Below are 23,833 nucleotides of genomic sequence, written 5' to 3' on the forward strand. Positions count from 1 at the left end.
CCCAAGCATGTCGCTTACTTTTCCTGAGCGGTTTATCAACCGGACTTAGGAATTTCCGCAACCAGACGTAATGAAGTGGTGAGCTCTTCCATTTGCAGCCAGGGGCGCAAATGAGCGACGGCGCTGAAAGAACCAGGTGATTCTGGGTTCTCTTTCACTTCCACCCGCGCCTCAGCCAGCGGATACTTCGCCTTGGATTCGGGCGATGCGTCCGGGTTGCTGTTGCAGTAGGTGTTGATCCAGTTGTTCAACCAGCGTTCTGCGCCTTTGGCGTCCATGAAGGAGCCAATCTTGTCGCGGGCCATTACCTTCAGATAGTGAGCAACGCGCGAGGTAGCCATGATGTAAGGCAGTCTTGCGGAGATCGCTGCGTTTGCGGTCGCGTCGGCTTTGTCGAACTTCTTGGCCTTCTGACAGGTCTGTGAACCGAAGAATACGGCATAGTCAGTATTCTTGTAGTGCAACAGCGGCAGGAAGCCTTGTTTGGACAATTCAGCTTCACGACGTTCAGTGATGCCCACTTCGGTCGGACACTTCTGGTCAACGTCTCCGTCATCGCTGACGAACAAGTGAGAAGGCAAGCCAGTGACTTTACCGCCATTCTCTGCGCCACGAATCGCCACACACCAGCCGTGTTCAGCGAAAGCCTGAGTCAGCGTTGTACCCATGACATAAGCTGCGTTCATCCACGCAAACTTGTCGTGTTCGACGTTCGCGGCTTTGCCAGTTTTGGAGTCGATCGGCAGCTCTTCGTAGTTGAAGTCTTCGATAGACTTGCCGTTTCTGCCGTAAGGCATGCGAGACAGTACGCGGGGCATAACCAGGGTTACAAAACGGGAGTCGTCGGAATCCCGGAAGCTGCGCCAGGGGATGTACTCCTGGGTCTCAAATATTTTCTCCAGATCGCGCGGAGTGGAGAGTTCGGTGAAATCATCGAAACCGAACATCTGTGGGCCAGCGGCGGAGATGAAGGGGCAGAAACCAGCCGCGGAAACGCCAGCCATGTTTTGCAGCAGCTCAACGTCTTCGGGATGGTTGGAAAACTCGAAGTCGCCAATCAGCGCGCCATAAGGCTCGCCACCCGCAGTACCGAATTCAGACTCGTAGATCTTTTTGAAGATCTGGCTTTGGTCAAACTCAACGGCTTTGTCCAGATCTTTGTACAGTTCGCGCTTACCGATATTCAGCATGCGGATTTTCAGCGAGGAACTGGTTTCCGAGTTCATGATCAGGTGGTGCAGACCGCGCCAGGAGCCTTCCAGCTTCTGAAACTTGTCTTCGTGCATGATGGCCGCTAATTGCTTGGACATCAGCGCGTCGATCTGATCGATCGCCTTGTTGATGGTGACGGTGAGGTTGCGGTCCCATTTGACCATCCCTGCGCCAGCTTGTTTCGCCAGGTTTGCGATCAGGTCCTGAGCCTGCTCAGGTTCGGTTTGCTTAGTGGCGGTAATCGCCATGTCCAGCAGACTGGAGCTGGATTCTTCCGCTGCTCCGGATTCCTGACCTTGTAATTCTGCGTCGCTCATTAGGCATCTCCTCCGTCTTCATCTTTGGCCGGGCTACGCTCTTCCACTTCTTTGCTCAATACCGCCATCTTGTCTGCGTCAGACAGAACCTGCTCCAGCAAGCCTTCCAGCTCTTCTGAGCGATCAGCCTTGCTCAGCAGATCGCGCAGGCGGTTACGCGCTTCCAGCAACTCTTTCAGCGCCGGAATTTGTTTAACGATGTTCTGGGGTTCGAAATCTTCAATGGAATTGAAGGCGAGACTCATGCCTACTTGCTTGTCAGGGTCGCCAGAAATTTCGTCTGCTACTTTGAGGTCCAGAGTCGGAGAGACTTTCTCCATGATTTCGTTGAAGTTGTCGCGGTCAATGTTGACGAACTTACGTTCCTTCAGGGATTTCTTGGCGTCAGTATTGTCGCCTGAGTAATCGCCCATAACCCCAACTACAAATGGCAGCTCTTTTTTGACTTCCGCACCGCCGGTTTCCACATCATAGGTGATGTGCACTCGCGGTTTACGGACTCTGTTTAATTTATCCTGTAGGCTATCTGACATTATTAAGTCCTCTTTGATTTAGCTGTAGGTATCCGGTTAAGCGTCAAAAAAATTTTTAACCCTTTAATATGTTGATTTGTCACCAACCACTTTCGCCGCTTCCTCCGCCACCGCTGTTATTCCAATCGCTGCCGGACTCTTGCTCCGGTTCGGAAGCGCCCTCGGCTTTTGCTTTTGGCTCAGGAATGGTGACCGCTCTCGCGGTTTGCGATAACTGGCCGATAGGAGCTGCATCTTCGCCAATTTGAATACCCGTCATTAAAGCATAGCGCGCGCGCGCTTCTTCGTCAGGTATCAGCTCCATGAGCAGTTCTTGAATAGACATTCTACCCCAGCTGGCGGCTCTTTCAATGGCGCCGCAGAGGGGGGAGTGAGGCTCTGTCTTACGAAAGTATTCGGCTATCACCAACAGATGATTGATGGCGTCTTCACGACTTCTGAAGGGGCCATGCGCAACGCCGCCTCTCATTTGCTGAGCGCCTCCTCCGCCAGAGTTTCCGCCTGACTGGCCGTCATTGGTTTGCATTGGCTCTTCATCATCGGAAAGCAGCTTGTTTTTCATCAGGCGCTTATACAGCTCTTCGACTTCCTGCAGCGCATTTTTAACGCCGCTGGTGGGAAGGCTGGCTTTACTGCCGCTCTCTGCGCATTTGGCGTCGACCAGTTCTCCGATCTCTTGCCATAACGCCAGCGCTTCCTGAATATCCTCATAAATATTCTGTGCTTTATCAGAACTTACAGTGAGGAGCTGTTGGTTAACGATGTCTTCACTGAGACTCAGCTCTTCAAAGCGACGGATGCGCTCTTCCGGATCTTCTATATCCAGAGCGTCCTGAAGGCGGCCGTAAGAGGTAAGAGTCAGCACGTTTTCCGTGTCGTCGGTCAGCGGCGTATTTTTGATCGGAAGGACCAGGGTTCCCGTTCCGTCTTCGCCATTTAGCGAAATCAGCGGATAAATGCGGGTTTCTACGCCATCTTCGTCAGGAAGAGGGTAGACCGTGTCCCAAAAGTTTTCGACCAAGCCTTTAATGATCTGAAGGCCGTCGCGAAGGCCGGTGAATCCTTCCAGTTTCAGCAAAGCTTCAGTGAACCAGGCGGCGACCTCAAGGTCTTTGCTTTTGCGTTTAAGTATGGTTGGGGCGATACGGCGGATCTCCCGCCACTGTTCAACCAGCTCCAGTTCTCCGTTGGCGTCAAAGCGGGCGGCTTTGGCCAGAGAAACGACTTTGCGACGCGCAGCCTTGGCGGCGCTGAAGTCGCTGTCATTGTCATCTCTTAGGTCGGTTCCGGATGGGCTCTCGTCACTGATTGGCGAGAAGAAAGGCTCTAACTCAATAATATTGTCAGACGCCATAATGTATTTACTCCATAAAATCGTTCGGCGCTCGGAAATAGAGGAGTATGTCCGATTTTTCCCTGAAATCAATGTTGTTTAAGACATTGACCGCTCGTGAACTTGGTTTATCACGGCTGGCGAGGGCCCTCTCCCAGCCCTTATTTGGGGTTCCGGGAAGGCCGGTCAATATACTAAAGTATTCGCTTTCAGGCTAGCTCGCCCCCTACTTTTTTGCCGCTAGCCCTTTGTTTTAAAAGCTTCCTTTTGGGATTAGGTTGAAAGGTTTAGTGGCTTGTCGTGCATTTGGCGGATTCGTTTTGTATCTCTTTTATCTGGGCGTTTATGCGTTTTTCAAGGTAGGAATAAATTGAAAATAACGGCCATCTACAGGTTTGGTTGGTATTTGCGATCCTGTGCTCTGCGGCAAAAAAAACGGGGTAATTTCATCGTCTTAGTCATGATGGCTTTGTGTTTTTTTGTTACCGGGTGCGTGGGTTTGGCTACTCCCCCGGACGTGGAGGAGGGGGCTGCTCGTTATGTCAATGCTGACGGCTTTGATATGTGGCTGGCTTATAAGGAAGGGAAGCCTGCCGATGAAATCAACAACGAGCTGATGACTGATAGTGCACAGGCTCCATTGATCGTTGTAATTGAGGGGGACGGGCTTCCCTGGAGCCGGCCCTGGCGTATTGCTTCCGACCCCACGTCACCGGACCCGCTAATGTTTGATTGGTATCGACAGTGGCCGGGAGAAGCAATGTATCTGGGACGTCCATGCTACTATGGCGCTAAATCGAGACGTGCGCCTCCAGCTCCCTGGAATCAGGAAAACCCGCCAGAAAACCAGTCATGTTACGCCTACTGGTATACCCATGGTCGCTATAGCGAGGAGGTTATCGCAGCCATGATGCAGGTTTTGCAGCGCAGGACAGAGAGACGCCCGATGGTATTGCTGGGGCATAGTGGGGGAGGGACGTTGGCGATGTTGCTGGCGGCGAGATTGGATAATGTTGAAGCGGTGATGACGCTGTCAGGAAACCTGAATGTGGCGGCATGGACGTCCGGGCATCAATTCTCACCATTGACGGGGTCTCTCGATCCATCCTTATTATCGGCTCTTGATAGCGGCATCAGGCAATGGCATTGGGCCGCCAGGGAAGACGCGACTGTCCGACCGGAATGGATACAACAGGAGGCGGTGAGGCAGCAGGCGGAATATCAGTTGGGGCCGGCTTCGGAACACGGTGAATGGCGACATTATTGGCCGCAGGTCAACGATGCGATTTTGCAGCTAACAGCAACCATAAGCCGACAAAGATAAACAATAATCGCGTTGCACAGGCGCTATGTGCGATCAATACTTTAATTGTAAAAAATATTTATTGTCGCGAGCGAAGGCCGGGCTTCGGCGTTCAGGGTTTTGGGCGAGAACGTCGCTTTATGTGTTGCCTGTTCGGATAAACAGGAGGCGTCATCCTTTGCGATGTCGCCAAGGCAGTACAGCAGCGTTGATAAAAGTGAGATGAATTATGACACGCAGACAAGGTAAAAGCAGTATACAGCACAGGTCATTGAAAGAGCGCAATCGATGGGGCCTGCCTGCCGTGGTCGCGGCGGGCGCCTTGGCTGCGTGTAGCAGTCAGCCGGTAGATAAGGCCGGCGATCAGGGAGTGGAAGCGGACAAGTTGATGGTGGTGGATTGTCTGCTGCCGGGGCAGATACGACAGTTGGGCGCTAACGCCCGCTTTTTGACCGCCCGCCGCCCTATCAAAACGACCGCATCGGATTGCGCTATCCGAGGAGGCGAGTTCACCGCTTTTGACAGAGCTGATTACTCGACGGCTCTGAAGGTTTGGCTTGAGCAAGCCAAATCCGGCGACGCTGAGGCGCAAACCTATGTCGGCGAGATTTACGAAAAAGGATTAGGGTTGGCGCCGGACTACGAAGTGGCGGCTATTTGGTACCGCCGCGCCGCAGACCAGGACTTCACTCGGGCCCAGATTAACCTGGGGAACCTTTATGAAAAAGGGTTGGGCGTTAACAAAGACCCTGTCATGGCGTTGAACTGGTATCGTCGCGCCTCCGGCCTGGAGAGCGATAATTTACAATACGCCTCCACCATTATCGCCAATGACGCCTTGCAGAAAGAGTTGTCAAACCTGCAGGGCGAAGTAAGCAAGCTTGAACAATATAAAGAGCAAACTGAAGCTGAGAAGCGTCGCGCCGCGGAGAAGGCGAGAGCGGAACAGTTGGCTCAGCAGCAGCGTGACAAGGCCAATCAAGCCGCTAAGCCGGCGACGCTTGAAGTCGCAAGTCTGGACCCAACGTTAGCGCCGCCCTCCATCCAAATTCTAGACCCGCCAATATCGTTGACCCGCAGCGGTCCCACCGTTCTGCTGCGTAACGCGGTGAGCGAAAAGGAGATCATTGGAAAGGTGGATTCTCCAGCAGGCTTGAAATCGTTCACGGTCAACGGCAAGAGAGTCGATGTAGATGAATTTAACCTGTTCTTTATCAAGGTGCCGGTGCAGGGACGTAAGACAGATGTCGCCATGAATGCAACTGACAAAGTGGACCAGCGCGTCGGTTTTGGCTTTTCCATGTTTCTGGATCAGGCGGCCAATCAGTCCCGCACCCAGAAAATCGAATTTGACGCCAGCTCGCAGTCGCCCAAGTTTGACGGAGTCAGCTTTGGCCGATATTACGCACTGGTGATCGGCAACCGCGATTATGCCTACTACACGGATTTGGAAACGCCAGAGAAGGATGCTCGCACCATTGCTGAGATGCTGAGCAAGCAGTACGGTTTCAATACGAAATTGTTGCTCAACGCCACGCGTTATGAACTGTTGTCAGCGTTGAACGAAATGCGCGATAAGTTGACCGAGCATGACAACCTGCTGATTTACTATGCTGGGCATGGCGAGTTGGATTCGCAGAATGATCGCGGTTATTGGCTGCCCGTAGATGCGGAGCCTGGCAATACAGCGAACTGGTTGTCCAACGTATCCATTTCAGATCAGTTGAATACTTTCAAGGCCAAGCACGTGATGGTGGTGGCGGACTCCTGTTACGCCGGCACCTTGTCCACTGCTTCTGTCGCGCGTCAGAGCGCAGTGGCGGAGAATGAGCTGCAGAAAGAATGGCTGGAGCTGATGGTGGACATCAAAGCCCGTACGGTGCTGACCTCAGGCGGGGTGCGCCCGGTACTGGATAGTGGCGGCGGCGATCATTCCGTGTTCGCACGGGCGTTTATCGAAGCGTTGAATAACAACAGTGGCCTGATGGATGGCAACCGTTTGTTTATCTCCGTGCTTGGTGATGTGCGCAAGCGCTCTCAACAATTCGGCATCGATCAGATTCCGGACTATGGCGCCATTAAATATGCAGGCCACGAAGCCGGTGAATTCTTCTTCGTAAAAGCGAAGCCCATCTGATAGCGACAATGGTATGGGGGCGGATTTCTTCCGCCTCCATTGCTTCTCTTCTGACTCCTTTCCCCTCTAATATATCTGCGGCTTTTTCGTAGAGCATTAATTTGCTGGATGAAACTGACTATAAGACGTTATTATTTTTCTATTGACGATTTCTCGGCATTACTCCAAGCCCTTCAAGTTTTGACGCTATAGTTATAGTAATAGCGCTTCCCTTATAGCCGGTTGCGAGGGCAGGCGGCATGCTTGGATAAGCGGACTTAACCCTTTGATTTAACTGATAGCGCTGGACAGTAATTGAACGATGTCTGATACGCAAATTTTCGATCCCGCCTCAATGGACTCCCAGTATTTCGGCAAATATAAGGTGCAACGCGAACTGGGGCGCGGCGCCATGGGGGTGGTGTATCAGTGTTTTGACCCGGACTTTGAGCGCATTGTCGCCGTCAAAGTGTTATTGCCTGAGTTGTTGGGCGCAGACGTTACCGGTGAATTTCGCGAACGTTTCCGTAATGAAATGCGGGCGGCGGGAAAGATATCTCACCCTAATGTCATCAATGTTTTCGACGCCGGCGATCAGGACGGCGCGCCTTATTTTGTCATGGAGTATGTGGAAGGTTATGAGTTAAAAAGCGCTCTCGACGATGGCCAGCGCTTCCCCATTGATAAAACCCTGAAGATTATGACAGACGTTTTATCTGGTTTGGGGCATATACATGAACATGGCATTATTCACCGCGACTTGAAACCTGCGAACATCTTTATCACTAAAAACGGCGTGGCGAAAATTGCGGACTTCGGCGTCGCCAAGCTGGAGTCCTCCGAGCTGACGCGGGTGGGCACGATTATCGGCTCCCCCAGATATATGTCCCCGGAGCAGTGTCAGGGGTTGCCGGTTGATGCGCGTTCAGATCTGTTCGCTGGCGGCATCATTTTTTATCAGTTGTTGACGAACGAGCATTGTTTCAACGCTAACTCGCCCACGGCGATCATGCAGAAAATTCTGCACGCCAAGCCTGAATTGCCTTCGATGCTGATACCGACCTTGTCTAAGTATTATGATGCAGTCGTCGTTAAAGCATTGGAGAAGAGTCCGGAAAAACGCTACCAGTCTGCGGAAGAGTTCATTCAGGCATTGATGCAGGCGGCTGAAGGCAAGAGAGGCGCTAATATCAAGGGGCCGATGTTCGCTGGCGTTGGCGGTTTGCTGGCGGTGGCGGCGGCCGGATTGCTGTATGTTTTGACGCCGTCAGTGGAGCAGAGCGGTGTGACGACTCCAGTGGAGCCCGTTAAGTTGACCCCGAGCACCGTCAACGGGACGGGAACGTCATCCAGTCAGTCCGGCTCTCAGGGGACTGTCGGCGGCGCAGACAAACACAATACTGAAAGCGGCGGCGCGTCCAACCCTGACAATGGCCAAAGTGACTCATCATCCGCGAACGCGTCGACAGGTACGACTAATCCTGTGCTTCCCGCCAGTACCGAAGTACAGAGCCTGAATCCTGAGGTGTCTGCAAAGATTGAGCGTTTGCTTAAGGTCGCCAAAGTACATCGTCTGCAAGGTCGTTTGGTGACGCCTTCGGGCTCCAGCGCCTATGACGCTTACAAAATCGTGCTCGAAATCGATCCTGCTAATCAGGTTGCTCAAGAGGGTCTCAAGTCGTTGGAGCTTGACTTAGTGTCCCGTATTGGTGAGTTGCGAGATCAGGGAGAGTCGCAGATGGCGTTGGCGGAAGCCACAACTGGCAGTCAACTATTCCCCAGCTCTGCGCAATTATCTAAGCTGGCGGCGCAGTTGAAAAAGTGACTCAGGCCTGCTTCGGTTCGGGGGCGTGCTGCTCCTGACCGGACGCCAGGGGCAGCTCTACATAAAAGGTGGCGCCTTTCCCGACTTCCGACTCGAAATCAATGCGCCCATGCATGCCCTTGGCCAGCTCCCTGGAGATGAACAGCCCCAGACCTGTGCCGCCTTTTTGTCGGCGATCGGAAGAGTCGGCCTGGGAAAACTTCTTGAATATGCGGGTGTAAAACTCGGGGGAAATGCCTGGACCTCGATCTGTGACGGAGATGCGCACGTAATTTTCCCTGCGTTTGACCGATATATCCACTGTTGAGCCTTGAGGAGAGAATTTGGCGGCGTTAGACAGGAAGTTGGCCAGTATCTGCTGAAACCTCAAAGGGTCAACATTCACGAGGCTCGCGTCTTCCCGATGAATGATCTGGTATTCCACTTCATGTTGCTGTCCATACACCAGGTTGGTGTCGATGGACTGTTCCACCAGAGGCATGATCGGCTCCACTGAGAAACTGTACTTTACGCCTCCAGCGGTGATTTTCTCCATATCCAACAGGTCATTGATCAGTAGTGCGAGTCGCTGGCTGTTCTTGTAGGCGATTTGCAAAAAGCGGGAGAACTCCTCCGTTGGTTCGCCGACGGCGCCGTTCAGCAAGAGGCTGAGCGCGCCGGTGATCGACGTCAATGGGGTGCGCAGTTCATGGCTGACGGTGGAGATAAACTCGTTTTTCATGCGGTCCACACGCTTGCGCTCGGTAATGTCCCGAACTACCACAATAAATAGCCGCTCCGCCCTCCTGTGCACTTCGGACACTGAGATGCCAACTGGAAATCGCTCGCCGTTCTGGCGCACGCCCTCGATTTCGTGCTCTTCGCCGCTGCTGTCGCTGCGAATGGAGGCGGATAAATAGTCCGCCATGGTTTCAGAGGCCTCGTCATCGGAATAGTTGGCGAATAATCGTTTAAGGTTGTAACCGATTACCGAGTCGGCGTTATAGTGGAAGATGCGTTCCGCCGCCCGATTGAAAGAGGCGATAAAGCCAATCTCGTCGACGGTGATGATGCCGTCGTTGATGTTGTTGAGTATCGCCTGGGTGTGTTGCGCGTGCTCTTCCGCTTCTGCTTCCGCCATTTTTTGCTGATGGATGTCAGAGATGGAGCCAGCCATTCTGATAGCGACATTTTGCTTGTTGCGAATGGCGGCGCCCCGTGACCGGAACCACCGCCAATCGCCGGAGCGGGTCATCAGGCGATGAGTAATGTCGTAAGGCGACTCGTTCTCGAGGTGCGCTTTGATCGCCTGGAGCACTGGGTTTTTGTCTTGAGGATGAATCTTCTGCTCAAACTCAGTGAAGGTATTGCTGAAGCTGCCTTCCTCATGCCCGAGCAGGGCCTGAAAACGAGGTGCGTAATACATGTGACCGGTTTCCAGGTTCCAGTCCCAGATCCCGTCGTTGGAGCCTCGCACCGCCAATTGGAAGCGCTCCTCGCTTTGACGCAACCGGGTTTCGTTGTCTCGAATGGTCTGCGTCATGCGCTTGGCCAACTCCAGCGCCTGCTCGCGCCGAAATGAGAGAAACCAGACCAAAAGCGTTAACAGCAGGCTGACCACGCCGCCCAGTCCCACCACCAGCTTGTCCAAATGCGTGATGGCGTTCGCCTCAAACGTCGGAGTGCTCTCGAACACCACCGTCCAGTCATGTTGGTAGAATGTCAGAGTGCGTGTGGCGCTATATCTGGGGGGATCGACCTCTTCGCGCTCCTGCAGGCCTGATTGAAAGTCGTTTTCTTCGGTTTCGAACATCAGCGTTTCGTCGCTGATGGCGCTTTCGTCGTAGATGCGAAATGAAATCTGCGGCCGGCGCGGTCCAAGTATGCCTGCCATCAAGTCGTCGATGCGATAAGGGCTGTAAACGAAGCCTTGCAAAGCGCGCCAGCGCGCCTGCTCTGTCTCTGGAATCATACCCTTGGCGTAGATGGGCACGTACATCAGAAATCCTGACTGCACTTTTCCGTGGGTTTCCTGCACCAGGGTGACTTTCCCGGATAGAGCGGTTTCCGCTGAAACAGCGGCTTGGCGCATGGCTTGCGCCCGGGTCTCCTCGGACATCATGTCGTAGCCGAACGCCGCCAGGTTGCGTCCAAGAAAGGGCTCCAGATAGACAATAGCGGTATAGAGCTCCCGCTCTCCCTGAGGCTTGACGGTATAGTTGGGAAAGCCTTCGGCTCTTACTGTGGCGATATGCTGGGCGAGCTGGCCTCTGGGGATCACGGTGGAATAGCCGACGCCAAGGATGCCAGGGTAGTTCTTGTTGAGGTTGAGGCTTTCAATATAGGTGCGCCACTCTTCGCGCTTTACTTCATCACTGGCTTTGAACAGCGCGCCGCCGCCCAGCAGAATTTGTTCATGGTCGCGCATGCGCTGGGTGATCAGGGACGAAATTTCATCGACATAGAGCTGGAACTGGCGCTCTGCGCTGAGCTGTTCCTGGTTGCGGATGACGCCAGCGGCCAGAATCACCATGGCCAAGCTGGCGATTAATACACCCCAGGCTGCAAGCAGGCGGCGTCTGAACAAGGGGGCGACGGAGGCCCAGAATGCGTTGCCGGGTTGATGTGTGATACTCTCCATCCTTTTCTAATGCATTACTGGCCGCCGCCGAGACGGCCGATTGATCATAGACGCTTATGGAAAGTTCAGTTGGCGAGGCTGAACTTGTCAAGGAGGCTTGCGCCTCCTGCCCATTGACGCGACGGCCTCTGTCGGGCGCGCCGTCGGCGTGAGTGCGATCACAACCGGAGCTGACAAGTCGCAACTAGAACTGATAGGTGACGCCAATGGCGATGACCGGCCAGTACTTGGCGTTGTCCAGATCGTCGTTATTGATGTTGTCCTCTTCTTTCGCCAATTCGCTTTCCAATTGCGCCTTGAGAGCAGGATTGGCGTCGGCCGCGGGGCTATCCGCCGACAAATTCGCTTGGGCGGTGTCGGTGAACAATATTCCCAGATCTGCGTTAAAGCCCCATCCTTTGGTCGGCGCGACGGCATTGCCCCAGCCTATGCCCAGGTAAGGCGAAATGGCGCGGTCATAGTCGATCTTGGCGTGCAGCGTGCCAACCTGTTCAGGCGTAAATGTGAAGTCCCCGATTTCGACATCCTCTGTCGGTGTTGCGACGCCGGTGAACTCATTGCGGTTGGAGAACAAACCGCCGCTGACGCGGAAGCCGCCCTCAAATGGATGCCAGTCCATGATGAGGCCGTATGACTCCAGATCAATATCGACATCATAATCCACGTCGTCCAGAGAACGATCTACGGAGTGTGAAAAGCCATTGATCATTCCGCGCATATTCCAACTCAGGTCATGCAATGGAATAGTGACGCTGATGCCTGCGCCCAAGGTTCCGACCATAACGCCCGGAGCGATGGATTGGCCTTCAAGGGTATGAAAGACGCCGCTTTCTGCTTGTGGTCCGCCCAGCTCCATACGTACGCCTGCTTGCCAAACGTCGGTGGAGAGGTTGTCACGGGCGAAGTCAGTCCCGTAGCGGACGTAGGCCGATGTGCCGCTTTTGAAAACGCCTGTGAGCGATAAACCGGCGTTCATATAAGTTTTATCCGCTTCCTCAGTTTGCAGTTTGAATGAACCGGCTTCAGGGAATATCGATAGCTGCGCTTCGATTTCGGTGGGATCGTTTTTCAACTCATTCACGAACGCCAGCTCCAGTTGTGGAATCAGCACGCCAAAGTCGTAGCTCAGCGCCTGACTGACTCGCGCCCCCAAGGTTCCGGTCATGAGGTCTGTAGAGTATTCCATGACATCCAGCCCCAAGCCTGCGTCGTTGCTTTCGCTATAGGCGTCCACATTGACGGTGCGGTATTCGATATTGAGGAAGGCGTCTATTTGCCATTGCTGAACCTGATAATTGACGCCCGTTCCCATGGCGGCGTTCCATTGATCGCCATCGGTATCGCCCTTGGAGGTCGAAGTGACGCCAGGAAAGTTGACGGCGCGAGTGGAGTCGATGGAGACGCCGCCGTAGCCGGCGATCCAGTCAAAGTACCAGTTGTCCCGAGGGTAATAGTTACCATAGAAGGCGAGGTTCCAGGTATCCGTCTCCAATTTGGTGACGGAGTTGTTTTCTTCGCTGTCCGTCGTGGTGTATCCGGCGGAAATACCGAGAATCAGTTTATTGGTGAAGCGATAGTCGACGCCGGCGAGCAGTTGTTGCGCATCATACTCATAAGCGCGCTGGTCGCCGTTGGCGTCCGCGTCGCCGAAAATCAGCGAGCCGCTTAAAAACACGCCCAGACGATTATCAGCGAACGTGACTTCATCGTCCCCGGCGGCGCCGCCAGTTCCTGTCACGCCCAATAATTTGCCGACGCTGAAGTTCTGCCCTTGAACTTCCGTGCGCAGTCCCACCAGGCTTAATCCGGTCGCGCCGTTACGAAGATTGCTGAGGCGATCGCCCAGGCTTTTTACCTGTGACGCGGCGGCTTCTTTCATCGCGCCGGCCTGAGCGCCGATCTGGCGCAGCAGAATTTGCTCCAGCGCATCCGATCTTTCCGAGTCGCTCAATGCCGCCAGGGCGTTACAGGTAGCTTCGAAGGTGGCGTCCGTCTCTCTGACAATGCCCGCGGAGTTAGTGTCACAGGCGGCTTGCAGTACTCCAGCAAGCTGTTCCTGTTCCTCATCTTTGGCGCCCGCCAACAAAGGCTCCGAGTCAGGGTCGATGGATATGGTGACAGTAGCGGTGCTACTGCCGACGCCCTCATAGGTGACAGTGTAGCTGAGTGCGATATCAGTGGGTTCGGTCAAGTCGCTGGGCGGGGTGTACTTATAAAGCCCGCGGATGCCGCTCAGTTGAGTAAGCGAGCCTTGTTCTGGCGTATCTATGGTGAAATCCGAGGGGTTGCCGCTGGGTTTGACATCGTTTTCCAAGGGGAAGATCGTTATGGGCTCTTTCCCCGCTAGGTACTCATCATCCACTGCTTCTACGCTACCGGTCTCGCTTTTAATATTTAACGTGACCACGGCGCTACTTGTGCCACGGATATCCTGTAAGGTGTAAGTAAACGTTACATCGCCTGAATACCCTGAAGTGGGGTTGAAATTAATAGAAAGGTTGTCATCTCCGTCAATAGCTATTACGCCAGCTGAAGTGTCACTTAGCGCGGAAACGCTAGTAATTTTAGCGGCTTCGATAGCTTCTCTTGTGCTGATTTCAATGACGTCATTGTAGGTAACAATGAGTTTTTCCTGTCCCTTGTTTGAGTCGATGGTATACCTATCTTTTACTGCTGTGGCGGCGAGGGAGAGTGAAGCTATGCAGTTAAGTAGCAAAAAAAGCGTGGAGCAGAGAAGAGATCGGAGTCTGAGCGTCATGTTGCGTACCTTGCCTTTTTCTTGAGGTTGTTACAGCTGTCAATGCGATCGGATCGCGGCCGTGACCAAGACTTCAGCAGCTACCGCTGGCGGGCCAGATTTGTTTTTAATTAGAAAGTGTAGGCGAGGGCTATGAAATCGTGTAGGAAATTTCTGGATGTTTTTGCGCATCCGGCCCCATAAGGACCGGATTCGTTCGCGAAAGGAGTAAGTGGCGTCAGGGCGCCTCCGGCAGCTCCAGATAGGATTGGGCTGCGTTGCTGTGCCGAAAGCTGATGGCGTAAGGCGCCAGCGTGGGCGGACCGTACAGGATGTCGAAAGTATCGAAGGCAATGGCGATGCGGTGTCCAGCGGGCACATCGTAAGCCGCCGCCGTCAGCTCCATGGCGAGGCGCTGCTCTCGCCATGGAGCTGCGTCATGCAGTGTGGCTGGCGCGTGGGTAATCAGTTTGCCAATCCCGAACCCATCGACATCATACAAATAAGCGTTCAATTGCACTTTGCCATGGCTGGGCTCGATATTTAGATGTACCTTCGCCATCCCTCGGATTTTCAGGGTTTCCGATAGCGCGCTGCTTTGATAAACGATGCCATGAACGCGATTGATCAGCGGCATGGATGCGTAAACAGGCAGGCCCAGTCCATCCAGCAGCGCGGACAGGAGAGGAATGCCGGTGCTGGCGCCAGAGTCGAGTCCTGAGTAGATAGTGTTGGTGCGGATCAACCAGGAGTCGTATTGCGCTTCTGATAAGCCGCCGTTGCTGAGCAGTCCTCTAGGATGCATATACAGTGTGCGTGTTTGCGCGCCAGGAATGGGCCAGGCGGCGTATTCTTCCCGCTTGTGTTTGAGGTCGGTCAGCATGGTCAGTGGAGGGCGCGCCATGATGCCGGTATTTTCGCCTTTCAGCCAATAGTCAAACCAGTCTCTTGCGTTGTCCCAGGTATAGTTGGGAATGCCAAGCAAACCGAGACCTTCTGCGGAAGCGTGTGTGCCCTGATTCAGATCCAGACGTTTGGGACCGCTGAGCTGTTCGAAGAAGCGCAGCAGATTGTTAGGCTGGAACAGGTTGTCGCCGAAGCTGTTGGCCAGATAAACCGGCGCCTGGCGAGCGTTGATCTGCTCTATAACGCGGGATGGCGAACGCTCATAACCCCAGGCCATAGTCTCCGGGATACTCCTGTGCTCCACCAGATTACGATAGTTCTGCGCGATGACGGGGTCCATACTGGCGGTGATTAAGCCACTGGAGACCAGAAAAAAGCCCCAGAATAAACGCGGTGTTTGCTGCGCATACAGCGACTCCACCAGATCTCCCCAGGTGCTCATGGCGACAGCGGTTTTGATGCGCGGCTCATGGGCTAAACCTAACAGACCAATGCCTGAGCCGTAGGAAATGCCAGTGACGCCAATAGCGTTGGGGTCGGCCTGGGTATTGGCCAGCAGCCAGTCCACCATGGCGGACAGGTCCGCCATGTCGTTGGGGCCGGCGACGTCCACCATCCCTTCGGAGCAGCCCCAGCCTCGGGAGCTGTAGCTCAAGGCCTGATAACCTCTTTCTGCGTATTTCGCCGCCTGCAGGAAATATTCGTGCTCGTCCAGCACCCAGCTGTTGATAAATATGACTGTGGGGTAGCCATTCGCAGGGGGCGGCGTGCGAGGCGTGAACAGGTTGGCGTCGAGTGTAAGGCCGTCGTTAGCGGTGACCTTGATATGATCGTTGAAATGGTAATTCGCGTGATCGGGCAGGTCGAAGTTGACGCAGATATTGGCGCTGGCGAGGCAGGGCCAACCGAGCGTAAGCAGAGTCCATAACAGAACGGATCGCAACGTGACGTTCATGGGGAGTATCCTTGTCATGTTATTTTTGTTTTGTAGTTGCTCCTCCTACGCTAACGCACTCCTTTAACGGAGGAAGATCTGACAAAGTATTCCATAATTAAACGTCGTTCATTTCACCCGAACGGGTGAGGGCGCGCGTTTTTGTGAACTGCGTTAATGTCAGTTGTGATTGTCCAGAGTGAAATAAAACGTAGTGCCTTCGCCGGTAGAGGAGTCTAGCCAGACTCTGCCGCCGTGGCGTTCTACGATCTTTTTCACGATAGTCAGCCCCACGCCAGTGCCGCCGTATTTATCCTGAGGATGCAGGCGTTTGAATATCTTGAAGATTTTTTCATGCAGATTGGAACTGATGCCAATGCCATTGTCTTTCACGTAAAAAACATCCTGAGAGTTTTCCTCGAAACTACCCACGGTGATCCACTTGTCCTCTTTGTCATTGTATTTCATGGCGTTAGTGATGAGATTGCGGAACACTTCCGCGACCCTTACGCGGTCGCATTTGATTTCAGGCAGCTTGTTGGCTGTGCGGCAACTGACGCCTAGTTCATTCAGGCGCGGCTCCAGCGTCTCAATCACCTCGGTGACCACGGTATTGAGATTGCAACTTTCTATGGACAGATCGGTTCTTCCCAGTCGGGAGTAGTGCAGCAACTCCGTAATCAAGCGCTCCATGCGGCTGGTCAGGCGCACCAGACTTTGGAGCATCTGGCGTCCGCTGTCGTCCAACTTGTCTTGGTAATCTTCGATCAGAAAAGATGCGTAATTACTGATGCCCCGTAACGGCTCCTTCAGGTCATGGGAGGCAATGTACGCAAAATCATCCAGCTCTTGATTGGAGCGCAGTAGCGCCTCTTTATGCTTGATCTGCTCCGTGACGTCCGACGCCATGCCGATCAGACAGATAAGCCGTCCATCGTCATCAAGCACGCCATGGCCTTTGTCTTCGATATAACGCAGAGATCCCCATGCGTCGATGATGCGGTAGCTGTGCGACCATTCGCCTTGTTTATGGCGTTCCAGTCCCTTGAGGATACGGTCGCGGTCTTCTGGGACGATGGCGTCGATAAAGGTTCTGGGATTTTCATAGAGCGACTGGCAACTGCGCCCCCAGATTTCCTCATAACGGCGGTTGATGAAGTAAATGCGATCAATCCCAGGGGCTGACATCCAGACGACGCCGGGCAGAGTCTCTGCGATAGTGCGGAACTTCGCCTCGCTTTCTTTCAGCGCTTTTTGGATTTCATTGGTTTCGCGGATATATTTCTGGTGCGCCTGCTCTATTTGCTCCTGCATGCGTTTGCGTTCGGTGATGTCTATGACTGTGGCGATAATGGTGTGGCTGTCATGCTCATGCACTGCGGTCAGGCCCACCTCTACGGGAATCTGTCCGCCGTTTTTATGCCGCGCCCACAGGTCTCTTCCGACCCCCATCTTCCGGGTTTCCGGGCGTTTCAGATAAGCATTGCGCTGGATCTGGTGTTGATGTCGGATGCTTTCCGGCAGCAATAGTTCAATTGGCTGGTCCAGCAGTTCTTCTTTTGAGTACCCCAGCATTTCTGTGAGAACGGAATTGAATGATTGAATCAGGCCGTCATTGTTCACCACCACCAGGCCGTAGCCGACGGCGTTGCTGATCGTATTGGCGCGCTCTTCCGCCAGCCTGCGTTCTATGTTTTCCCTCTCCAGGCGGCGGTTGAGGTTCTGTAATTCCGCCGTACGCTGCGCCACTTCTTCTTCCAGATAAGCCTTCACCTGGGTCAGCTCATCGCTGCGCAGGCTGCTCAGAGCGAGTTTGTTTTGCAGACTGTCGGTAAGTTCGCGCCATTCGTTTATAGAGGGGAGTTGCGTTATTTTCGGCAGCAGCGGCCAAATCACGATAGCGGTGATTGCGGAAACCAGGGCGGTGGCGACTTTGACGACGCCTTCCGCATAGTAATAGCCGTTCCAGATATTGACGATTTCAATGACGTGAGTCATGCCGCAAAACAGGATGAAGCAGGCGAACAGGGCGAGGGTCCAGTTCAGCTCGAATTGCCGTTTGCGATAAATGTAATACAGCAAGGTCAAGGGAATGCTGAAGTAGGAAACGGCGATGATCAGATCTGACCCCACATGCATGATCAGCAGATCGTTCTGCCAGAGCAGGCAATGGCCATGGGGCATGTAGTCGCCGGAAAGAAGCCGGTCGATAATTGACATTGGGGTTTACTCCATAAACGCGTTGAACGACGTATTCAGGAGGGTTTCAGCCTTTTTGCTGAATACGCGGGAAGTGGTCCATGAATTCCTTTAAAGACAGGCCGTCACAGGGCGTCGGTTTGCCGAACAGAAAGCCTTGAGCCAGGTCGCACCGAGATTTCTTCGCCTCATTCCACTGCTTCTCGCTTTCGATGCCTTCCGCAGTGACCTTCAACCCCAGGTGGTGCCCGAGAGCGACGACGGTTTCGATGACTTTCTTGTTGCGTTCATCGTGTTGCGCTTCCAGAAAGAAGCACTTATCGATTTTCAAGATGTCGATGGGCAGGCGGGTAAGGTACGCCAGAGAACTATAGCCGGTGCCGAAATCGTCCACAGCGATGCGCATTCCCAACTCATGCAGATTGTTGAGCAGGCGTATGCTGGCGTCAGGCTGACGCATCAGGGTCGTTTCCGTAATCTCCAGCTCGATTACGGAAGGGTCGACCGGGTAGCGATTCAGCTTATTGCGGAACATGTCCACCAGGTAACTGTTATGGAACTGATTGGCCGGCATGTTGATGGACAGTGAAATCTTCGGGAATTCCTTCGTCCACAGCACCGCCTTGCGGCATACCTCGTCGATCAGCCATTCATTGAACGGCTCCATCAGGCCCAGACTTTCCACCATTTGGATCAGCTCCATGGCCTGGATGTTGGGATAATCTGGCGTTGGCCAACGGCTTAATAATTCAAACCCACGCAGGTTTTCTTGGGGAATATCGACGATAGGCTGGAAGTAGGGTTGTAGTTCTCCCTTTTCTATCGCCTTGGGTAACGCCGCCTCCAGCGCTTGCTTGCGCTGCCAGATCTCTTTCTGCGATTGAGAAAATTCATGATAGGTGGAGCGTCCGCGTCCTTTCGCTGCGTAGAGGGCGAGGTCCGCGTGTTTGAGCAGTTCCTGCGCCGTTCTGGCGGTAGCGGGGTAACGGGCGATGCCGATGGATGAACTAACAGCCACCTCATGTTCGGCGATATGAGTGGGGCGGTTAACTTCCTCAAGGAGCTTTTCAGCGACGCTGCGGGTAATGTTGACATCGACGTTTTCCAGCAGTACGACGAACTCGTCGCCGCCAATGCGGGCTACGCTGTCGGTTTCCCGCACTACTGACTTGATGCGACTCGCCACGGCTTGTAGCAAGGTGTCGCCGGCGTCGTGGCCCAGTGAATCGTTAACAGGCTTGAAATGATCCAGGTCCAGATAGAACAAGCTGCATTCATAGTTATTGCGCTCCGCCTTTTTGATGGCCAATTGCAGGCGGTCGAGAAACAGGGCCCGGTTAAGCAGTCCGGTCAACGCGTCAAAGTGCGCCATGTAGTTCAGTTGATGCTGCAGGCTGCAGGTGCGTACGGCATTGCCAATAGCCCGATGCAGCGACTCTGCAGTCAGGTCGCCTTTCACCAGATAGTCGTGAGCGCCGTTGCGCATGAGCTGGACCGCGATGGATTCGTCGCCCTGTCCAGTCAGCACGACCACCGGAATCATGTCGTCAATCCACAGTTTCTTCAGTTTGCGCAGGAAGGTCAGGCCGTCCATGCCCGGCAATTGATAATCGAGCAGGCAGCATATTGGACGATGGTGTTGCAGGATTTCCAACGCGGCTTCCGCGCTTTCCACTTCTTCAATACAGGAGAAGGGTTCTTGATACTTGGCCAGTAATCTTCGGTAAAGATAGCGATCGTCGGCTGAATCTTCGATGATCAACAGAGATGTGTCGCCGCGCATTCCATTCATGCCTCGTTGCCGCGTGGAAGAACTGCTATTTCAAACCAGTACTGTTTGAGCTCGCTGACAGCCCGAATCAAGCCGGAAAGGTTGACCGGCTTGCAGACGTAGGTATTCGCTCCAGAAAGGTAACAGCGGGCGATGTCCCTTTCATCGCTGGATGTGGTGAGGACGATGACGGGAATGCGACATAACTCTGCGTCGCTTTTGACCTGTTTCAGGACTTCAAAGCCATCGATGCCAGGTAGATTCAGGTCTAATAGAATCAACGCCGGGAGCTCCCCTCTGTCCTTAAAGCGATTGCGGGCGAACAGATAGTCCAGGGCCTCTTCTCCCAACTGGCAATGGACGATGGGGTTGATTAATCCTGCTTTGGTGAAGGCGCGTTGCATGGCGGCATAATCATCCATGCTATCTTCGACCACCAGAATAAGTCGGGTGGACTGGTTTCCTGTCATGACTCCCGCCTTGAGAAAATAGAGTTTCCCTGCTGGTTGAGAACGCCGCTTCTCATCGTACCACTATAGACAAATAGTCGCTGTTTGGCGTAAGTGCAAGCGGTTCATTTTTATTACAAAACTGCAAAGACGCTCCGTCTGGTCTCTGAGTCGCCTGCAGCCGCGCCCGAGCGTATGGGCTTCGCGATAAGTCTCGCGTCATTTTGGCAGTGGTCTAAACTGATAATTGTCTGGAAATGAAAGTGTTGCACATTCCCAGGCTGCGTCTTTCAAAGTCGGCCTGGCGTCGGGCGCAAATCACTATGCCTAAGCAAGACCAATCATAAAAACAGATATCCGGGACATTGTGTGACTGAATCCACGACCTCCGGCTCCGCTTCCATCACCAAACAGATTTCTGTGTTGGAGAAAAAGCGGTCCGCGTTATTGCGCTTGGTGAGAGCGACTTCCTCCCTTGAGAAGTTGCGTCAAAGCTTCCAGGCGGTGCTGCAGTTGGGCGCCAAGAAGATGACGTTGTCCACCTCTGCGTTGAAATCCTTTGAATCACTAGGGCGAAAAGTCCGTAATCTGCCTGACTCTGAAGTAAAAGTCCGCCTGGGCAATCTGGACGATCATGTACAGCGCAATTTGGGGCGGGTGACGGAGATGGCGCTGCAATTGGTGGATTCCGAGGAGGCGGTTGACGAAAAGTTTGAGGAAATCAATCTGGTGGTAGGGGATTTCAGCCGTTACGCACGGACCTCTATCGCCATGCGGGTGCTGCTGGAAAGGCGCGGTATAAAAATCGCGCCATTGAAAATCAGTCTGCCTGTAGAGGATATCAAACAGCGTTTGAGTCGGGTTTGCGAGCAGGAAAAAAGCTGTCGTAAGCAGGCGGAAGAACAGATGGTCGGTATGCATGAGGATATTGGCGTCATGCTGCGCAATCCTACATGCACTGCAATGCAGAGAAAGGTGCTGGAAGCGGTGGACAACGCGCTGTTGGAAAACCTGGAACATATTCAGGCGGGTAAAAGTCTGGCGGATTTACCCACGCCTATTGAAGAGATCGAGCTGGACGCGCCCAGACCAGGCGCAATGACGAAGAATGCGGAAGAAAAAGAGACGGCGCAGGAAAAGGAATTGAAAGCCAAAGAGCGCGAGACCAAGGAATCTGTAGCGGAAAAAGCCAAGAATCCGGCCGCCAAAGAGGCTCCTTCGCCGGAAGCGTCGCCCAAGCGTCCCTCAGGAGTGATGGGGCGTTTTGTCGAGTGGCTGAATACGCCTTGGAGCGTAGGCTGGAAAGACTTGCGTAAGAAGAAACGCGACGCCCGCCGCAAATAACGTCATTGAAGCTCTGGGTTTCGAAACTTACTTCAACCGTTGGCGCTGCTGCGTTCGAAGACGAGGGCGGTGAAAATTGCGGCTCCGCGCCGTCGCTGAGCAGATACTCCCGCTGCCATTGATGGGAATAAATGGGAACTGGCGATGCTCGCTCAGATAGTGGATCGCCCGCGCCGCCATCTCTTTACCGTCGGCGGTAAAAGAAGCAGAGCGTCCTATCATATTTAACGCGTCAAACTGGTCCCACAAAGCCGTTTCCCCGTTGGAGTCTTGGGGACTGTTTTCAGCGTCTTCTCGATGACGCAATCGCTTCAGACGTAGACAAGTTCCGGTTTGTGGCAGGGCCAGCGCACGAACTCGTTGAAACGCTGCATGAAGCTCGCGTCCCAACCCCCGCGTCGGAGCTGGAAACACATAGACTGCGGCCGCGTTGGTCCGGCGTCAGGGCGGAGATAATAGCGTCTTTGGGACAGGTTTGAGCTGCCAGTAAAAACAGGGTTATAGCGCTGGAGCAAGGCGGGCGTTGATTCAGCCAGGCGTCACCAGCCACAAATTGAGGACACTAGCCCAGCTCAGGAATAATACAACTGAATTCAGAGTGGTGTTGCGATGAAGAGCTAAAGGCGATGCAGTCTATGGTTTCCATATGCCTGCTCCAGGCGGTGCTTGTTATCGTTCGAGGCGCGTCCGCCGATGGACTGCATTTTGTGAATGCATCAATAATTCAGAGCGCCGCTTACCAGCAGCGCTGTTAGGGAATCTTATTATGGTTTGAAATTTTCACTCTGAAGGGTGGTCGAGAAAAAATGCTCGCTGGCAAGAAACGTTATTTATCAGCGAGAACATGGGAACAAGAGCAATCCGGCGTACGGCGATTGTTCCACTGAGCAACTACAAAATATCCATTAACAGATAACAACTCTCCAGCCTGTCAGTGAACCACAATGACAGACGATCTGATGGTTGGTCTGAATAAAACTTTTTCCAAATTGAATGACAGCTTTTCTCTAAAGCTAGCGCTTTATGCCGCGTGGCTGTATTGTCGGATATTTCTCCTGCCTCCTTGGCAGGTTTAACTGTATTATGGCGTTCAGCACAAGCTACTCGGAATATGGTTGCTAGTTGCCAAGGGGTACTTGATCATAACCTTAACCCCCATATGCATCCATTTAAAGATACAGCTAGCTTTAACATACATGTTTCGAAGCATCATGGCTCAGTGAAGTCGTTTTTTAACTTGGTGAAAGTAATTAGAGCACAGTCCCATGCGCCTTTTGCAACGGTATAGAGCATCTAAGATGAACCCGCTGGGCCCTGACTTTAAAAGGGCTCCAGTTAGTTCAGTCGACCTATCTGGAACGGAACTCAGGTTCCGTAATCCTGCCCATGAGGTACCATTTTCTTGTGAAGATCCTCCTGAACACTTAGATATATACAAGATAGACAACTTTGATATTTGGCCTAATAACAAGGGAATGACGCTTATTTTGGCGAGAACTGGATGGGGATTTTGGGATTCCCTCTTTGGTGGGGATGGAATGCTAGGCTATGTTGTGATGCAAATGATTTTGCAGCGTAGGATGCCGAATAACAGCGAGAACGATTCTTTGTTTTGTTCTAACGCCCAGAACCATTGGGTCTTCGATACTTGTGAAGATAGTCTGGGGGGGAGAAATGAGGAAATGCTCCGAAATCGTGATAGTTATTGCAACTTTGACCCCAGACGAAGTTTGTGGCGATATCCAAAAACAAAAGATGACTTAAAAATAATGAATATAAATGGACTTAATTGGGTGTATTACGAAGTAGGTCAACCCGTTGCTGAAACTCCTGAAAAGACTTGGTGTACACCTGTATCAGACGATCATATTTTGAGTGTTACATTTCGTGCGGGTGGGAACCTGAGGAGCTACTTCGACCCAAAACACGATATTGATAGTGCCGTCACCAAAGCCATGAATGAGTTTGTTAACAACATATATATAAAATTCTCTCCAAGTGCACAAGAAGAAAAGAATAAGTATAGGGTTTGATGTTTTATCTGTGAGTCCAGTCATATGCGCCCTGTGAATACAGGGCTTTTTCTTGGGCTGAATAGCAGGGAAATCGTACTTCGTTTCTTGCCTGAAATCTTATATAAATGGCAGTAAATTGCTAAAAGTACGATCTTAGAGAAATACTCTGTAGCAGTGAATCCCTGGAAGCCAAAGCATAGAGGGTAAAGCCGCGAATTT

Annotated in this window: 15 protein-coding genes; 5 read left to right on the forward strand and 10 right to left on the reverse strand. The window is 53.0% G+C overall.

Annotated elements, in window-relative coordinates:
• Positions 1–35 precede the first annotated feature (35 nt).
• From tssC to tssA, 3 genes are all read right to left on the reverse strand, one after another.
• Positions 36–1,529: a type VI secretion system contractile sheath large subunit gene (gene tssC / locus AC2IBB_RS13350; protein WP_127971760.1), complete on the reverse strand. Its 1,494-nt coding sequence runs from the start codon at positions 1,527–1,529 to the stop codon at positions 36–38.
• Positions 1,529–2,062 carry a type VI secretion system contractile sheath small subunit gene (gene tssB / locus AC2IBB_RS13355; RefSeq protein ID WP_011398021.1) on the reverse strand — a complete coding sequence of 178 codons (534 nt, stop codon included), beginning with the start codon at positions 2,060–2,062 and terminating at the stop codon, positions 1,529–1,531. The genes tssC and tssB overlap by 1 nt, the downstream gene beginning before the upstream one ends.
• Before the next feature lie 79 nt (positions 2,063–2,141).
• Positions 2,142–3,416, reverse strand: a complete 1,275-nt coding sequence (gene tssA, locus AC2IBB_RS13360) for a type VI secretion system protein TssA (protein ID WP_486333328.1) — start codon at positions 3,414–3,416, stop codon at positions 2,142–2,144.
• Between the two features lie 478 nt (positions 3,417–3,894).
• Between tssA and AC2IBB_RS13365 the strand changes: the two genes are divergently transcribed.
• The 3 genes from AC2IBB_RS13365 (at position 3,895) to AC2IBB_RS13375 (ending at position 8,639) form a co-directional block, all read left to right on the forward strand.
• Positions 3,895–4,719, forward strand: coding sequence for an alpha/beta fold hydrolase (locus AC2IBB_RS13365; protein WP_486333329.1), 825 nt, complete (start codon positions 3,895–3,897; stop codon positions 4,717–4,719).
• Between the two features lie 208 nt (positions 4,720–4,927).
• Positions 4,928–6,835 (forward strand): caspase family protein, encoded by a 1,908-nt coding sequence (locus AC2IBB_RS13370; protein WP_486333330.1) that lies wholly within the window; start codon positions 4,928–4,930, stop codon positions 6,833–6,835.
• A gap of 301 nt (positions 6,836–7,136) precedes the next feature.
• Positions 7,137–8,639, forward strand: a complete 1,503-nt coding sequence (locus AC2IBB_RS13375; RefSeq protein ID WP_486333331.1) for a serine/threonine protein kinase — start codon at positions 7,137–7,139, stop codon at positions 8,637–8,639.
• A 1-nt stretch (position 8,640) separates the two neighbouring features.
• On the opposite strand, the gene AC2IBB_RS13380 is transcribed toward AC2IBB_RS13375, so the two are convergent.
• From AC2IBB_RS13380 to AC2IBB_RS13405, 6 genes are all read right to left on the reverse strand, one after another.
• Positions 8,641–11,259 carry a CHASE domain-containing protein gene (locus AC2IBB_RS13380; RefSeq protein ID WP_486333332.1) on the reverse strand — a complete coding sequence of 873 codons (2,619 nt, stop codon included), beginning with the start codon at positions 11,257–11,259 and terminating at the stop codon, positions 8,641–8,643.
• A gap of 184 nt (positions 11,260–11,443) precedes the next feature.
• Complete coding sequence (locus tag AC2IBB_RS13385; RefSeq protein ID WP_486333333.1) at positions 11,444–14,017, reverse strand: autotransporter family protein; 2,574 nt, start codon at positions 14,015–14,017, stop codon at positions 11,444–11,446.
• A gap of 217 nt (positions 14,018–14,234) precedes the next feature.
• Positions 14,235–15,857 (reverse strand): CocE/NonD family hydrolase, encoded by a 1,623-nt coding sequence (locus AC2IBB_RS13390; protein WP_486333334.1) that lies wholly within the window; start codon positions 15,855–15,857, stop codon positions 14,235–14,237.
• 159 nt (positions 15,858–16,016) lie between these two features.
• Entirely contained in the window at positions 16,017–18,056 is a 2,040-nt protein-coding gene (locus tag AC2IBB_RS13395; RefSeq protein WP_486333335.1) for a sensor histidine kinase, read from the reverse strand.
• A gap of 46 nt (positions 18,057–18,102) precedes the next feature.
• Positions 18,103–19,827: a putative bifunctional diguanylate cyclase/phosphodiesterase gene (locus AC2IBB_RS13400; protein WP_486333336.1), complete on the reverse strand. Its 1,725-nt coding sequence runs from the start codon at positions 19,825–19,827 to the stop codon at positions 18,103–18,105.
• A complete protein-coding gene (locus AC2IBB_RS13405) occupies positions 19,824–20,276 on the reverse strand; it encodes a response regulator (RefSeq protein WP_486333337.1) in 453 nt (150 codons plus the stop codon). The genes AC2IBB_RS13400 and AC2IBB_RS13405 overlap by 4 nt, the downstream gene beginning before the upstream one ends.
• A gap of 348 nt (positions 20,277–20,624) precedes the next feature.
• Here AC2IBB_RS13405 and AC2IBB_RS13410 point away from each other — a divergent pair, with 348 nt between their 5' ends.
• A complete protein-coding gene (locus AC2IBB_RS13410) occupies positions 20,625–21,599 on the forward strand; it encodes a Sec-independent protein translocase family protein (RefSeq protein ID WP_486333338.1) in 975 nt (324 codons plus the stop codon).
• A gap of 27 nt (positions 21,600–21,626) precedes the next feature.
• Here AC2IBB_RS13410 and AC2IBB_RS13415 read toward each other — a convergent pair whose 3' ends face one another.
• Positions 21,627–21,821, reverse strand: coding sequence for a hypothetical protein (locus tag AC2IBB_RS13415; RefSeq protein WP_486333339.1), 195 nt, complete (start codon positions 21,819–21,821; stop codon positions 21,627–21,629).
• Between the two features lie 1,076 nt (positions 21,822–22,897).
• On the opposite strand from AC2IBB_RS13415, the gene AC2IBB_RS13420 reads away from it, so the two are divergent.
• On the forward strand, positions 22,898–23,632 hold the full coding sequence (locus AC2IBB_RS13420) for a hypothetical protein (protein ID WP_486333340.1): 735 nt from the start codon (positions 22,898–22,900) through the stop codon (positions 23,630–23,632).
• Positions 23,633–23,833: the final 201 nt, after the last annotated feature.

This window comes from Hahella sp. NS-SX17 (assembly GCF_057367735.1).